Origin of the sequence: Streptomyces sp. WM6372, from assembly GCF_001279655.1 — a bacterium.
In the GTDB taxonomy this organism is placed as follows: Bacteria; Actinomycetota; Actinomycetes; order Streptomycetales; family Streptomycetaceae; genus Streptomyces.
Map to the genome: position 1 here is coordinate 1 of NZ_LGDB01000104.1, position 14,349 is coordinate 14,349.

Annotated in this window: 13 protein-coding genes and 1 pseudogene; 3 read left to right on the forward strand and 11 right to left on the reverse strand. The window is 70.2% G+C overall.

Going from position 1 to position 14,349, the window contains the following annotated elements; translation table 11 throughout:
- Positions 1–158 precede the first annotated feature (158 nt).
- On the forward strand, positions 159–1,409 hold the full coding sequence (locus ADK52_RS09160; protein WP_053689272.1) for a YhgE/Pip domain-containing protein: 1,251 nt from the start codon (positions 159–161) through the stop codon (positions 1,407–1,409).
- Positions 1,410–1,422: 13 nt separating this feature from the next.
- Here the strand turns inward: ADK52_RS09160 and metX are convergent, their stop codons facing one another.
- Both metX and ADK52_RS41225 read right to left on the reverse strand, forming a co-directional pair.
- Positions 1,423–2,610, reverse strand: coding sequence for a homoserine O-acetyltransferase MetX (metX, locus tag ADK52_RS09165; RefSeq protein ID WP_107090017.1), 1,188 nt, complete (start codon positions 2,608–2,610; stop codon positions 1,423–1,425).
- Positions 2,607–3,968 carry a bifunctional o-acetylhomoserine/o-acetylserine sulfhydrylase gene (locus ADK52_RS41225; protein WP_107090015.1) on the reverse strand — a complete coding sequence of 454 codons (1,362 nt, stop codon included), beginning with the start codon at positions 3,966–3,968 and terminating at the stop codon, positions 2,607–2,609. Before ADK52_RS41225 ends, metX begins: the two co-directional genes overlap by 4 nt.
- Before the next feature lie 954 nt (positions 3,969–4,922).
- Between ADK52_RS41225 and ADK52_RS09175 the strand changes: the two genes are divergently transcribed.
- Positions 4,923–6,590: a M4 family metallopeptidase gene (locus ADK52_RS09175; RefSeq protein ID WP_053689273.1), complete on the forward strand. Its 1,668-nt coding sequence runs from the start codon at positions 4,923–4,925 to the stop codon at positions 6,588–6,590.
- Between the two features lie 146 nt (positions 6,591–6,736).
- Here ADK52_RS09175 and ADK52_RS09180 read toward each other — a convergent pair whose 3' ends face one another.
- The 6 genes and pseudogenes from ADK52_RS09180 to ADK52_RS09195 form a co-directional block, all read right to left on the reverse strand.
- Positions 6,737–7,621, reverse strand: coding sequence for an MFS transporter (locus ADK52_RS09180; protein ID WP_420714829.1), 885 nt, complete (start codon positions 7,619–7,621; stop codon positions 6,737–6,739).
- Between the two features lie 113 nt (positions 7,622–7,734).
- A pseudogene (locus ADK52_RS44405) lies at positions 7,735–8,247 on the reverse strand (MFS transporter); the annotation flags it as partial.
- Positions 8,244–8,378 (reverse strand): hypothetical protein, encoded by a 135-nt coding sequence (locus tag ADK52_RS44410; RefSeq protein ID WP_267887244.1) that lies wholly within the window; start codon positions 8,376–8,378, stop codon positions 8,244–8,246. The pseudogene ADK52_RS44405 and the gene ADK52_RS44410, both read right to left, overlap by 4 nt.
- A gap of 300 nt (positions 8,379–8,678) precedes the next feature.
- Positions 8,679–10,757 carry a M48 family metallopeptidase gene (locus tag ADK52_RS09185; RefSeq protein ID WP_053689274.1) on the reverse strand — a complete coding sequence of 693 codons (2,079 nt, stop codon included), beginning with the start codon at positions 10,755–10,757 and terminating at the stop codon, positions 8,679–8,681.
- 35 nt (positions 10,758–10,792) lie between these two features.
- Positions 10,793–11,272 (reverse strand): hypothetical protein, encoded by a 480-nt coding sequence (locus ADK52_RS09190; protein ID WP_053689275.1) that lies wholly within the window; start codon positions 11,270–11,272, stop codon positions 10,793–10,795.
- 330 nt (positions 11,273–11,602) lie between these two features.
- The gene (locus ADK52_RS09195) at positions 11,603–12,346 is read right to left on the reverse strand and encodes a sulfotransferase (protein ID WP_234343583.1); all 744 of its coding nucleotides are present in this window, start codon (positions 12,344–12,346) and stop codon (positions 11,603–11,605) included.
- Positions 12,347–12,452: 106 nt separating this feature from the next.
- Here ADK52_RS09195 and ADK52_RS09200 point away from each other — a divergent pair, with 106 nt between their 5' ends.
- Positions 12,453–12,680 (forward strand): hypothetical protein, encoded by a 228-nt coding sequence (locus tag ADK52_RS09200; RefSeq protein WP_053689276.1) that lies wholly within the window; start codon positions 12,453–12,455, stop codon positions 12,678–12,680.
- 55 nt (positions 12,681–12,735) lie between these two features.
- Here ADK52_RS09200 and ADK52_RS09205 read toward each other — a convergent pair whose 3' ends face one another.
- From ADK52_RS09205 to ADK52_RS42200, 3 genes are read right to left on the reverse strand one after another with little or no spacing between them, the layout of a single operon-like run.
- Positions 12,736–13,398 (reverse strand): hypothetical protein, encoded by a 663-nt coding sequence (locus ADK52_RS09205; protein WP_053689277.1) that lies wholly within the window; start codon positions 13,396–13,398, stop codon positions 12,736–12,738.
- Entirely contained in the window at positions 13,391–13,954 is a 564-nt protein-coding gene (locus ADK52_RS09210) for an RNA polymerase sigma factor (RefSeq protein WP_053689278.1), read from the reverse strand. The genes ADK52_RS09205 and ADK52_RS09210 overlap by 8 nt, the downstream gene beginning before the upstream one ends.
- A 2-nt stretch (positions 13,955–13,956) precedes the next feature.
- Positions 13,957–14,244, reverse strand: a complete 288-nt coding sequence (locus tag ADK52_RS42200; protein ID WP_147419958.1) for a hypothetical protein — start codon at positions 14,242–14,244, stop codon at positions 13,957–13,959.
- Between the last annotated feature and the right edge of the window lie 105 nt (positions 14,245–14,349).

Here is a 14,349-nt window from a genome sequence, read left to right on the forward strand (position 1 = left end):
GGGCACGGGCATCGGGGTGGGGGAGGGCATGCTGAGGTGTCGTCGGCCAAGGGCGTTCGTCCGGTCGGCCATTCGACCGCTGCCGCCGACCGTCGGCTGCCTGCCACTGACCGCCGACCGTCGTTCGATCCCCGCCCACCGGGAAGCAACGGAGACCCATGGCCACGCCCGCCGCCCCCGAAGCCACCGCCGCGACCCTGCTGCGCCGCCCCCAGATCTGGGTGGTCCCCACCATCCTCACCGGACTCCTCGCCCTGCTGCTGTCCCTGCTCTACATGGGCGGCATCGTCGATCCCAACGGGCACCTCCGCGATCTGCCGATCGCTCTCGTCGACGACGACACCGGAGGGCAGGACCTCGGCGGGCGGATCACCGCCGCCATCGCCTCCGACACCGCGGGCGGCAAGGTCGACTGGCGCGTGATGACCCGCGCCCAGGCCGAGGACCAACTCGACTCGGGGAAGGTCTACGGCGCACTGGTGGTCCCGGCCGGCTTCTCGGAAGCCGTCACCGCGCTGACCACGTCCGGGGCCACCCACCGGCCGACCATGATCGTGCTCACCAATCCCGGCAAGGGCAGCCTCGGGTCCTCCCTGGCGAGCCAGATCAGCACCAAGGCGGCCCACGGTGCCTCGCAGTCGGTCGGCCGCCAGCTCACGCAGGCCGCCGGCGCGCAGGCGAGCCCTACGACGAAGGTGTTGCTCGCCGACCCGGTCGACGTGGTCACCCAGGTCGGGCACCCCCTCGGCGCCCACACCGGTCTCGGCCTGTCGGCCTTCTACTACACCCTGCTGCTGGTCCTGGCCGGGTTCATGGGTGGCAACGTCATCAGCAACGGCGTCGACACCGCCCTCGGCTACGCCGACAACGAGATCGGCCCGTGGCACACCCGGCGACGGACCGTACCGATCAACCGCACGCAGACGCTGCTGCTCAAGATGGTGATGACCGCGGGCATCACACTGCTCAGCTCCGCACTGGTGATGCTGGTCTGCATCACGATCCTGGGGATGGACGCCTCCCACCTGCCGCTGCTGTGGATCTACTCCTACTGCGCGGCCCTCGCGGTCGGCCTGGGCGTCCAGGCCATCAACGCCGCCTTCGGCGGGATCGGCCAGCTGGTGTCCATGTTCGTGTTCATCGTGCTCGGCCTGCCGTCGTCGGGCGCGACCGTCCCCCTCCAGGCGGTCCCCGCGTTCTACCGGTTCCTATCCTACTTCGAACCGATGCGCCAGCTCAGCGACGGTGTACGCGCGATCCTCTACTTCGACGCGCGTGGCGACGCCGGCCTGATGCGCTCGTGGATCATGATCGGGATCGGCATCGTCCTGGCACTGCTGTTCGGCTTCGCCATGACGGCGTACTACGACCGCAAGGGCCTCAAGCGCCTCACGCCCCAGCCCGTGTGAACCGGACGGCCGGTCAGCCGGTGCGGCGGGCGGGTGGATGCGGTGCGCCTTCCAGGAGTTCCCGTACCAGTCCACCGACCTGCTCCGTCTCCAGCAGGAATCCGTCGTGCCCGTACGGGGAGCGGACGACCCGGACGTCGTCCGCGGACGGAATCCCCTCCGCCAGTTCCTCCTGCTGCGCGAGGGGGTAGAGGCGGTCGGAGTCCACCCCGACCACCACCGTCCGGGCCCGTACCCGGCCGAGGGCGGCGCGCGTACCCCCGCGGCCCCGTCCGATGTCGTGGGTGTTCATGGCCTCGACCAGGGCCACGTAACTGGCCGCGTCGAACCGCCGGACGAGCTTGGCGGCCTGGTGGTCGAGGTACGACTCGACGCCGTACCGGCCGCCGAGCCAGGGCTGCTCCCCGTCCTGGGCCTCGTGGCCGAACCGGGTCTGCAGTTCCCCGGCCGACCGGTAGGTGATGTGTGCGATGCGGCGGGCGATGCCCAGACCCGTGTGCGGCCCCCGCCCGGGTCCGGCGCCGTGGTAGTCGCCGCCCCGCCAGTCGGGGTCGGCGCGGATCGCGTGCAACTGCGCGCCGGCCCAGGCGATCTGCTCCGCGCTCGCCGCTGCCGGGCAGGCGAGCAGCAACAGCGCGGCCACGCGCCGGGGTTCCCCGACCGCCCACTCCAGCGCCCGCATGCCGCCCATGGAGCCGCCGATCACCAGGGCCCAGCGCCCGATGCCGAGCGCGTCGGCGAGTCCGGCCTCGGCACGTACCTGGTCGCGCTGGGTCAGACGGGGGAAGGCGCCGCCCCAGGCGTTCCCGCCGGGGCCGGTGGAGGCGGGCCCGGTACTTCCCTGGCAGCCGCCCAGTACGTTCGGCGCCACCACGAACCACCGGTCGGTGTCGAGTGCGCGGCCCGGGCCGACGAGGGCGTCCCACCAGCCCGCGGTCGGGTGGCCGGGGCCGGCGGCGCCGGCGACGTGGCTGTCGCCGGTCAGCGCGTGCAGGACGAGGACCGCGTTCGAACGGTCGGGCGCGAGCCGCCCCCAGGTCTCGAACGCCAGCCGTACCCCCGGGAGCTCGCCGCCCGCCTCCAGCACCAGCGGTTGCGTGCGCCGGTACCACTGACGGCGCCCGGACGGGTCCCCTTCCCGCCACGCACCGGTGGCGGGAAGGGGGACCGTGGTGGCCGGGGCCGCCCCGGCCGGGTTCAGGACGCTTCCTTCGCGGCGCGGAAACCGGCCTCCAGGTCGGCCTTCAGATCGGCCGCGTTCTCGATGCCGACCGACAGGCGCACGAGCCCCGCAGTGGTGCCGGTGGCGGCGAGCTGCGCCTCGTCGAGCTGGCTGTGGGTGGTGGACGCCGGGTGGATGACGAGGCTGCGTACGTCCCCGATGTTCGCGAGGTGGCTGAACAGCTCCAGTCCGTCCACGAACCGCCGACCCGCCTCGACGCCTCCGCGCAGCTCGAACGAGAGGACGGCGCCGGCACCGCGCGGGAGGTAGCGGCGCGCCGCTTCGTGCCATCGGTTGGACGGGAGGCCGGGGTAGTGCACCGCCGAGACCTCGTCACGCTGTTCGAGCCACTGCGCCAGTGCCAGGGCGTTCGACGAGTGCCGCTCCAGGCGCAGGCTCAGCGTCTCCACGCCTTGCAGGAGCAGGAACGCCGAGTGCGGTGCGATGGCGGGGCCGAGGTCGCGCAGCAGTTGCACGCGCAGCTTGACCGCGTACGCGCCCGCGCCGAGGGCGGGCCAGTAGCGCAGGCCGTGGTAGCTGGGGTCGGGCTCGGTGAATTCGGGGAAGCGCTCGGAGTGCGCGCCGAAGTCGAAGGTGCCCGCGTCGACGACCACGCCGCCGATGGTGGTGCCGTGGCCGCCGAGGAACTTGGTGGCGGAGTGGACGACGACGTCCGCACCGTGCTCGATGGGGCGCAACAGGTACGGCGTGGGAACGGTGTTGTCGACGATCAGAGGTAGTCCCGCCGTGTGCGCGACGTCGGCCACGCCCCGGGTGTCGAGTACGTTGCCGCGCGGATTGCCGAGGGTCTCCGCGAACAGCGCCTTGGTGTTCGGCCGTACGGCCGCCCGCCAGGCGTCGAGGTCGTCGGGGTCCTCGACGAAGGACACCTCGATGCCGAACTTCGGCAGGGTGTGCCGGAACAGGTTGTACGTGCCGCCGTAGAGGGAGGCGCTGGAGACGATGTGGTCGCCGGCCGAGGCCAGGTTCAGGATCGCGAGGGTCTCCGCGGCCTGCCCGGAGGCGAGGGCGACGGCCGCGACGCCGCCCTCGAGGGCGGCGACGCGCTGCTCGAAGGCGTCCTGGGTGGGGTTGTGGATGTGGGTGTAGATGTTCCCCGGTTCGGCGAGGGAGAAGAGGTCGGAGGCGTGCTGGGTGTCGCGGAAGACGAACGAGGTGGTCTGGTAGATCGGGACCGCGCGAGCGCCGGTGGCCGGGTCCGGGGTGGTGCCGGCGTGGAGTTGCTTGGTCTCGAAGGACCAGGCGGGCGTCTGGGGTCCGGCGGGCTCGCTCTCGGGGGTGTGGCCCGCGGTGACGGCGTCGATGGGCTGGCTCATGGGTCTCCTCGGCGGTGGGTGCGGACGGCGGGGCGGGTGGCCACGGGATGCCGCACGGGAGGCGCGGCGGGGCCTGCGCGGGTTGCGGGGGCGGCGGAGCCGGCGCGGGTGGTGCGCGGGGGAGTTCACCTCAAGGCCGTGGCCCGCCACGTGACCCGCCCGTCCGACAGCCGAGGCCTCAGCGGGCTCGGCCGGCGGGTACGACGGGACGAGGTACTACGGGACCACGTACTGCGGGTGTACGGGGTGCGAGGTGAGGAGCGCGGGGCGGTGCCGCGCGACGCCGCGTCAGCCGGTGACGGGACAACCCGTGGTCGTGACACGCACGTAGTCGACGTGGCGACGGGTCACGAGTACGGTCATGCGCCCAGATAACCACAGACGGGGCGGGGCGCACCAGGCCTCTCGGCCGAACCGGTGGGACGCACCACCGCACCCGCACCGAGGGGGAGTTCGTCGGCGAGAGGCGGGCAGCGCGTCGGACTTCACCGGGCTGGCTGGTGCGCCCGCGGGCAGGGCCGGGTAGAGGTCGCCGTAGGTGTTGGTGGCGAAGACGCTGCGGCCGGATGCGATGACGGTTCACCGCCGGCTTGCCGGGGGCGTCCGGCAAGCCCCGCCAGTCGGGCCCGGCCGCACCATGCGGGTCGGTCCGCGGCTGCATGTCATCAGCCGGACTGCCGAAGGGAGTGATCCGCAGTCAACTCCTCGTAATACTGCGCCACTTCTTTTCATCCATGTTGCGGATTCCTGTGTCATCCGTGTCGGCACGTATCGGGATCTTGTCCTTCCCGTGAAGAGGCGGGTGGCGAATCCGACATGAGTGGCCGAACCGCCATTTGCGCCCCGTGACATGTCCACGGAGCTCTGAGAGTCTCCCTGCTCATCAAGGCATTCCTCCTTGCAGAGGTGGACGGCGATCCCGTCCAACTCCCCACGACTCTCTGGAGAAATCGCATGTTCTCGCGTTCCCCCGCCGCCGGCACGGCGCGCCGTCTCGCCCTCGTGTCCGGCGCCGCAGTCCTCACCGGCTCCCTGCTCGCCGCCGGCGCCTCCGCCGCCTCAGCGGGTGCCGTTCAGGAGCACGGCGACGCCAACTCGCCTGCGGCCACAGCGGTTTCGCTCAGCCTCGGCGCAGAGGAGCAGCTGGTCGTCAAGGACGTCATCAAGGACGCCGACGGCACTGTCCACACCCGCTACGAGCGCACCTACGCCGGTCTTCCGGTGCTCGGTGGCGACCTCGTCGTCCACCGTGCCGCTGACGGCGCCGTCAAGGCCGTCACCAAGGCCACCGAGGCCGACATCAAGGTCGCGTCACTCACTCCGAAGCTGACCTCGACCGCCGCCAATTCCGCCGCAGTCCAGGCTGCCGAGGCCGCGGACACCACGGGTGCCACCACCGGCGACGCCCCGCGCAAGGTCATCTGGGCCGCCGACGGCAAGCCCGTCCTCGCCTACGAAACCTTCGTCACCGGCACCCAGCGCGACGGAGTCACCCCGAGTCGACTGCGCGTCGTCACCGACGCCAACACCGGCCGGAAGCTTTACGAGGCCCAGCTGATCACCGACATAGCCGACGGCATCACCGCCGGCAGCGGTTCCGCGGCCGCCAAGCCGAGCGGCGCCGCGGCCGCCGCGGTCGGTACCGGCGCCAGCCAGTACAGCGGCACCGTGAGCCTCAACACCACCAAGTCGTCGAAGGGTTACAACCTCGTCGACAGCGTGCGCGGCGGATCCAGCACTGTCGACCTCAAGCACCGTACGGGCGGCACGGGCACCGTCTTCTCCGACGCCGACAACGCGTGGGGCAACGGCAGCCCCGCCAACAACCAGACCGCCGCCGTGGACGCCGCCTACGGTGCCGCCCAGACCTGGGACTTCTACAAGAACGTCCTGCACCGCAACGGCATCAAGAACGACGGACGGGCTCCGGTCTCCCGGGTGCACTACGGCAACGCCTATCAGAACGCCTTCTGGGACGACCAGTCCTTCACCATCACCTATGGCGACGGCGCGAGCAACCAGCACCCCCTGACCCAGCTCGACGTGGCCGGCCACGAGTTCAGCCACGGCGTCACCTCCGCCACCGCGAACCTGCAGTACTCCGGCGAGTCCGGCGGCCTGAACGAGGCCACCTCGGACATCTTCGGCACCGCAGTGGAGTGGAACGCGAACAACGCCCAGGACCGGGGCGACTACCTCCTCGGCGAGAAGATCGACATCTTCGGCAACGGCAAGCCGCTGCGCTACCAGGACAAGCCGAGCAAGGACGGCCGCGGTTCGGCCGACTACTGGAGCGCCGGCGTCGGCGACCTCGACGTGCACTACTCCTCCGGCGTGGCCAACCACTTCTTCTACCTGCTGTCCGAGGGCAGTGGCGCGAAGGACATCAACGGCGTGCACTACGACAGCCCGACCGTGGACGGCTCCACGGTCACCGGCATCGGCCGCGACAAGGCGGTTCAGATCTGGTACAAGGCGCTGACCGCGTACTTCACGTCCACCACCGACTACCACGGCGCCCGCGAGGGCACCTTGAAGGCGGCCACCGACCTCTACGGCGCGAACAGTGTCGAGGCCAAGGCGGTGAGCGCCGCCTGGGCCGGCGTGAACGTCAAGCCCTGACCTCTGAACCACGCGGCGCCGCACCGGTTGCACACCGGTGCGGCGCCGCCGCGATGGCCCAGGGCTGCGCCGCCGCCCGCACGCCGTTGTAGAACTGGCGCTGTCGGTCAACCAGGTCAGCCCGGCGACCTCGCCGGCCCGCCCGATCAGACTTCGCCGCGGCTCAACGCGGTCGCAAGTACGCGAGCGGCATCGGCAGAGGACCGGCCGGGTACCGAGTCGGACACGACGTCCTCCTCAGTGTTCTGGCGCGGAACGAAGAGGGCCACCAGCGCGCCGAAGACGGCGACGCCGGCGAAGGCATAGAACGCGCGGTGCGGCGAGATCCCGGCGCTCATGAGGGCTCCGCCGACGAGGGGCCCGCCGATGCCGCCGAGCCGGCCGAACCCGGCACACCAGGCGACTCCGGCAGCGCGGGCCTGCGTGTCGTAGTAGTTCGCGACGAAGCCGTACACCAGGACCTGGGTGCCGATCGTGCCGATTCCGGCCACCGCGACCAGAGCCAGCAGAGCACTGAGAGGCAGCCCCAGGGGAAGAAGCGTCAGGGAGACGGCGGCCAGCACGAACGTCGACGTGATGACGCGCTGCGGGCCCGTCCGGTCGGCGGCCCGGGAAGCGAGTACCCCACCGATGACCGCCCCGCCGTTGAGGGCGAGCAGGAAGACCAGTGCGTAGGACTTGCCGAAGCCGCTCTGTCCCATGATTTCGGGCAGCCACGTGTTCAGGGCGTAGGTGAGCAGGAGACCGGAGCAGCTCATCAGACCGAGCAGCACCGTGGGCAGGGCGTAACGGCGGCTCGCCAAGGCGGCGTAACCGACCTTCTTGTCTTCGGCGGCCCGTGCCGACTCGCTCAGGGGGACTCCGGTGCGCTCGGCGAGCAGGTGGGCCCGCTCGGTGTGCCCGCGCGCCAGCAGCCACTTCGGGGACTCGGGCAGGCGCAGCAGCGTGACCGGCAGGAGGACCACGAGGGGGGCCGCGCCGAAGAGGAACAGCGTGCGCCAGCTGTCCCCGCCGGACGTGAGGAGGGCCATGACCGCGGCGAGGACACCGCCGACGGGGACGCCGCTGTAGACGATCGCGTTGTAGACGTTGCGGCGGTGGGGGGCGGTGCGAACTCCGCGATCATCGCGGCGGCGGTGGCCACCAGGGCGCCCACCCCGATGCCGGTGAAGAAGCGCAGGACGCCGAACACGGTGATGCTCGTGGCGAATGCGCTCAGCCCCATGGCGACGGAGAACCAGATGATCCCCGCAATCATGATGCGACGCCGTCCGATGTGGTCGCCGATCGCCCCGGCGATCAGTGCGCCGGCCATGACGCCCATGAGCGCATAGGAGCCGAGCGCGCCGGCCTGGGCGACGGACAGGTGGCCGATCTGGCTCGGGTCGCGCAGGAATGCGGGCACCACGGTCCCGTAGACGACCAGGTCATAGCCGTCGAAGACCAGCGTGATGGTGGTGATGGCGACGATCCAGCGCAGCGTCGTGCGGTGCTGCGGTCTTATCTTTGTGTGCGGTGAGGTGTTCATCGGGGAGCCCCAGTTGTGTGAGCGTACGGGTGTGCTTCCGCCGGCCCGGCGGTATGCGGTATCGGGTCGTGGAGGGAACCAGCCTGTGTTCAGCCGAGATCTCCACCGGGGACGGGCAGGACCGCTCATTTCAGACGTGGTGTCGTGTCGACGACACGGTGCATGTGGTCGTTCTTGAGGCCGGCCCCCTTGCGCGTGAAACCAGTTGAACGTACGCCCAACGCATCACCGTTGAGGCCGGTGATCTTGACATTGGTCATGTTGTGCCCTGTCCGGGGCTCGGGCAGCCGGCGATGCGGGGAAGGGCAGGAGCGACTTGACGCCGCGGGACCGCAGTCCCGCGGCCCCTCAGCGGGCGCCGCCCGGGCGGCAGCCCGTCGCGCGGGCGGGCCTTCCGCATGACGCCGGGAAGGGCTGCATGCGGTGGGGCCGGGCGCTCGGGGGTGATCCCCGGATGCCGAACCGGCAGGCCCGCCCCGCCCCTGGGTCCTCCGATCGCCGCGTGGCCTCCGTCGGCCCAGCGCGGCGACGGCTGGACCGGTCATGTTCATCGGGCGGTTTCAGAAGCCGTCAGCAACGGCCTTGTGTCGGCGGTGCACCAGACGATCGCGCGGGATCACCGCGATGAGCAGGGTGCCGAGGACGGCACCCTCGGCTCCGGCGCCCAGTTGGGTGCTCCACACGGGCGACGGCACCGGCAGCACCAGCAGGCCCACCGCCAGTGAGGTGGCCACCGCCCACACCATGCCGCGGGTCCTGGCCAGTCCGCCGGCCAGCGTCCCGGCCGCCGCGGCTACCGTGATCGGGGTGAGGAGGTGCGGGGATGCCAGCACGTCGACGCCGCGCTGATGTGCCCACCAGGTGTAGGCGGGCGGCAGCAGGACCGCCGTGAGCGCAGTGGCAACCAGCACCGGAGCGAGGGCACGCCGAGTCGACGGGTCCGGCACAGCCACGTACCCGGCCAGGCGCCATCCGTGGATCACACCGGCCAGCGGTACCCCCAGCAGTACCGCGAGCAGTGCGAGCAGCCACCATGGGGAGATCAGCTCTGTCATGTAGATGTACTGCGTCCATACGGCGGCGTGCAGCGGGCCCGGCAGGGCGGCCAGTCGCTCGTCCATGAACTGGCCGTACTCGATCTGCCACTGGAGCCCGAAGACGGTTTCCGCCTCCGCGGCCACCGCGCCCGCCACCACGAGACCCATCCCCGCGACGATGGCGGCCGGCCGCCGTGCCAGGTTCACAGCGCGTGCCCAGGAGTCACCGAGGTACTGGCACCACATGGTGAACAGGAGCGCGAGCAGCGCCACCACCAGCCAACCGGAGGCCTGTGAAGAGAGGCGTACCCCCGGCAGCATGAGATGGTCGACGACCGCACTGGGCGCAAGCGCGTAGCCCGCCAGGACCCCGAGACTCACCCCCAGCCGGAACGGAACCGGCGAGGGCGCCTCCGCCCGATGCCCCAGTCGGTGCAACGAGGCACGGACCGTGCTCAGCAGCAGTACCAGCACCAGCACCAGGGTGATCAACCCCGGCGGCCACCAGCCACTGATCCCGCCGCCGTGGCGGACCTGTGCGGTGACCGAGGAGACCGGGTCCCACACAGCCGGCAGGCAGAACCCGATGACGAAGGCGAATCCGAACCCCGGGTGCATCAACAGTCCCATGTCGGCCAGGCAGGCCCGACGCTGGGCGAATGTCGGATGGGTGCGGGTGGTCCTCGCCCACCAGCCGCGCACCGACCGATGGGGGCGGCGGTCGGACGCGCCCGAGGCGAGGTCGAAGGCGTGGAGCAGCGGCTGTGCCGTACCCATCCACTCCACGACCCGGGCGTCGGCCTGGAATTCCCTGGTCCGCAGGATGGCGGAGCGGGCGGCGAGCAGCACCGCGCCGACCGCGGCGGAGTCGAACAGCGCCGGCCCGTTGTACGGAGCGCCCCCCGGCACGAAGAGCAGTCCGACCAGGTCCCCGAACATCCGGGGGAACAGCATCAGCACGAAGCAGCAGCGCAGCAGCCCGAGGGTGACGAGGGTGATGTCGACGTCGCGGTTGCGTAGATGGGCCAGCTCGTGGAGAACGACGGCGCGGAAGGCGGCACGGTCTGAGGCATTCCCATCGAGGAGGCGGATCAGGCCGCGGCTGAGGATGATCCGCCGGTGGCCGGCACGGCCGCAGGTGACGCCGTTCACCCCGGAGTCGAGGAAATCCACCAGGAAAACGGCGCCGCGGGCCTGTTCGACACCGGCGGCCAGGCGGGCGGTCTCCGCGTGCAGGGTGGGGAAGCGTGCCGGGTCCAGCGGCCGCACGCCGCGCCGGCGCGCGCGGCGGGCAGACCGGAACCGGTAGTGCACGGCCGTCGCCGCGGCGAGGATCACATACGACACGAGGATGCCCTGCGAGGTGCGGTCGTCACTGGAGTCGCACGGCTGCTGCCGGGGGCCGGACCGAAGGAAGCCGCCCGTCCCGCCGGCTTCCCGTACCGCTGTGCGGATGCAGTCGTTGAGGTCGTGGGGGCCCCGGTCACCGGCGATGAAGTCGGCGTAGCCGGGGTGCAGGACCGACAGGAACGACAGCACCGCGCAGATCAGCAGCACGAACGCGACGAGCGTGCCCGAGGGCAGCGGTCGGCGAGGCGGCACCGTCTCCAGGGACGGTGTACCACTCCCGGTGACCGTCACGCGCTGGGCCGGTTGGCTGCTCTGAGATGGTCCCGGACCGCTTCAGCGAGCAACTCGGAGCGGTCCGGCGGCAGACCCAGGAGGACGGCGCTGCGTCCCGCGGCTGCCCCCAGATCGGCTATCCGCTCCTCGGTGAGAGCAGGCGGCGAGGCCTGCCCGTCGGGGTCAGACGTCACCGGATCTGCACTGCGACCGCGGGTCAGCAGCCGCCGGAGCCGGGCAACCAGACTGCTGCCCACCGTCGTGCTCATCGTCTTCACCACCTCGGTGGCGACCCCGCAGGCGATGCTGGTGACGACCAGTTCGGCGGCTCCGCCGAAGGCCAGCGGATCCTCCTTGGGCCGCCGCCCGCCGTGGCTGCGCGCACGGCGGGGCAGGCTCGCCGCGGTCTCGTCGAAGTAGGGCAGCTCCTCGGGCGCGATCCGCGCCACGATGGCCCGCCCCAGCGCCAGATCCGCGGCCTCGGACTGTTCCACCCCGGCTCCCTCCTCATCGGACGTCAAAGGATCAGCAACGTAGCGCAGAACAGCCCTATATAGAGGGTGACTTCAAGTCTTTTTCGCTCATCCTCCGCACCGCGCTTCGACTCCTTGGCAGCTCCAAACGGCGGCCGGCCGGTCGTCCGGCCGGGAAGCGGACATGGAGGAACGGGTCTGGCCGACCTACCCGTCCGACCTGCCCATCCCGCCCGGCTGGCGCGCCGGGGCTGCGCGCCCTGGACCTTGGCGCCACGGGCCCGTTGTGCGGCACGGTCGCCACGGACATGCAGGTGTTGATGAAGCGCTGCACGCGGCCGGCCCACATCTTCATTGCCGTGAGGTGCCTGCTTTGAGGGCGGCTTCCCCTTCTGCGCAGCTTTCCCGCAGCGCGGCGAGCTCTTCGGACGGCAGGCGGCAGGACGCGCCTCGTCGGCTGCGGTCGAGCGTGGCACTGCCTGCTTCCAGCCACTGTGCGAGCGGTTCCACGCCGATGAACGTTGCGAGGCGGGACAGTTCTCGGACCGGCTGGTCCAGCAGCTCCTCGAAGACGAGCGTGGTGCGCAGTGGCGCGGGGGCAGCCTTGAGGCAGACCTCGCCTTGGGAGACCAGGTGTGACCACAGGTCACCGAACGCGGCGAGGGGGATGTGGCGATCCCACACCAGGCCGGGGTCGAACTGCTCGCCGAGGAGTGGAGCGAGGTCGGCGGGAAGGGCGCGAACGTCATCGTCTGTGAGGTCGGTGAGCCGGTCCACTCCGGATCGGGTGAGGATGTCTCGTAGCAGGAGGATTGTCCGGTAGCCGGGATGCCGGCTCATGGACAGGGCGCAGTCGGGGCCGGAGCGGACCAGATGCACGAAGCGGGCCTGCGGAAACCTTGCCCGGAGTTGGGGGATCCACTCGGTGGAGTAGCCGGATCGCTCCACCACAGCGGTGCGGGCGAGTCGTGTGCACAGGTGATCGAACAGTGCCTGGTAGTGGTCGGCCGCGGGGCGCCGGGGCCAGCACCGGATCTCGCCCGCGAGATGGTCGAACAGTGCGTCCGGGGTGTTGGAGAGGTGTGGCAGCACCATGGCTGAGCACATCTGGATGAGCGTTGATGATCCGCGACAGCGCTGTCGATCCGCTGCGTCCCGTACCGACGATGAAAGTCAGTGTGCGCACCAGTAATCCCCTCATATGCGAGTGTTTGAGCCATGGAGGCAGGACGCGAGCGAGCAGGCGCTGCGGGTCCTGGTCGAGCAGTTCGTGCACCTACGCAGGCGTCGGGCCGTCGGCTCGGACGGCCACGCCGTGCTGCTCGACCAGAGCAGCACGGCGATCAGCGTCCGGATGCCCTCGGCGTGGGCCTGGTTCGGCTGGGAGTTGCGGCTGTGCCGTTGGAGGTGCTCCCGTGACCGGTCTTGACGCCGATGCGCTGGAGAGCGGGGAGCTGCTGCCGTGGGTCGCATCGCGATCGGTGCTAGGGGCTGCTGAGCTCGAAGGCGGGGTCGTCCGCATCCTTGAAGAGTCTGACCACCAAGGTCCGAAGCTCCAGCGTTGCGCTGTACCTGACGTCGAACTGGTCCCTCAGGTCGGAATGCCGTTTCGCGATGTAGGTCAGCCGCTTGGCTCGGGGGGCTTGATTGGCCTTCAACGTCCAGCCCGCAACCTGCTCCAGCAAGACCTTCTCCACAGGGGCGAACTCGGTCCCGGCGGACTCCTTTGTGATCCTCTCCTCAACCAGAAGTTCTGTGATGCGCATGAGTTCTCGGAGCACGAGCCGGAGGGCCGTAACAGGATTCACGGAAGCCTGAGGAGGCGTCATCCTCCTGTTCGGGTGTCGTTTCATCTCCTCGATGAAGCGGTGTACCTGCTCCACTTCAGCCTGGACAGCGGCCACCACACCCTCCAAAGCAGAGCTGCCTTGGACCGGGGCAGTGTAGACCCAGGCTTTCGAGGGGCGAAGAGCCGCCGGCTTCAGCGCGGGCGTGGGCCTGTCGGTGAACCGTTCCACTTGTTCGAGACCGGCTCGGGTGTCGAGGGCGGTCTCGACGGCAGCGTGGAGGCCGGTCTGGTGTGCGGCGAGAAGAGTGTCGAGCGTGGCCTCGGTATCGGCGTCGAACTCCACGTAGTGGTCACTCATCGGTCGCCGCCTCCTTCTTCAATCCGAGAGCGTTGATCAGTCTCATGCGTGCGCGCTTGTAGGCCTGCCGTACGGCCTCGGGTTTCTTCCCCAGGAGCTGGGCGGTCTCCTCGTGGCTGAAGCCGTCGAGACTCCATGCGATGGCCTCCCTTTCCGCCGGCGGCAGTTCCGCGAGGAGATCCAGCATGTGCTGCTGCTCGTCGGTGAGGATGACCCACTCCACTGGGCACGTACCTCCCGGCCGATCGGGGACCGGGTCCGTCGGCAGCGTCCGGCTGCTGGCTTGGCCGAGATAGTTCCGGTAGGCGATCTTGCGCAGATACGCCCCAGGGTGCTCCAGCGTCCGCCACTTGTCGGGAAGGAGCTTCAGGAAGGCCTCGTGCGTGGCGTCGGCAGCCTCGTAGGAACTGGCGCCCAAGTTCATGAGGAACACCGTCACTCGGGTCATCTCGCGGGTGTAGAAGGCCTCGAACGCGTAGTTCGGTTGAGTCGGCAAATCCGGCCGAAGGGTCGCAGGCACTACCTCGGTGGAGACGGGCGCAGGAAGTTCGGACACTGTCACCTCTTCCCGTAATGGCCGGTGGAGACACCGATCCGGATCTCCACCTCGCGATCTGCGGAACGCTCCGAGAGGCGACTACCAGGCGGCAGGGACCGGACCCGTTCGGAAAGACCCTGCTGGGCCACCTCGGCCCGGCGGACATCCGCCCGCGCCTTCACCATCCTGTACGCCAGCCGCGCAAGGGCACCGATCACCGAGGTCACCCCCGCCAGCACCGCCATCACCGTCGGATCCACGATCTGCCTCTCGACTTCGCGGTGCGCTGCGCTCCGCGTCTGGCTCATAAAGCAATGAGAGGGCCCGAGCGTGACATCCCTGCACAGAAATCCTCTCGGAGAGTGCCGAAGGGCATGTGGGTGCGACGAGAGGCTGTAGCCCCGATCCGTCGC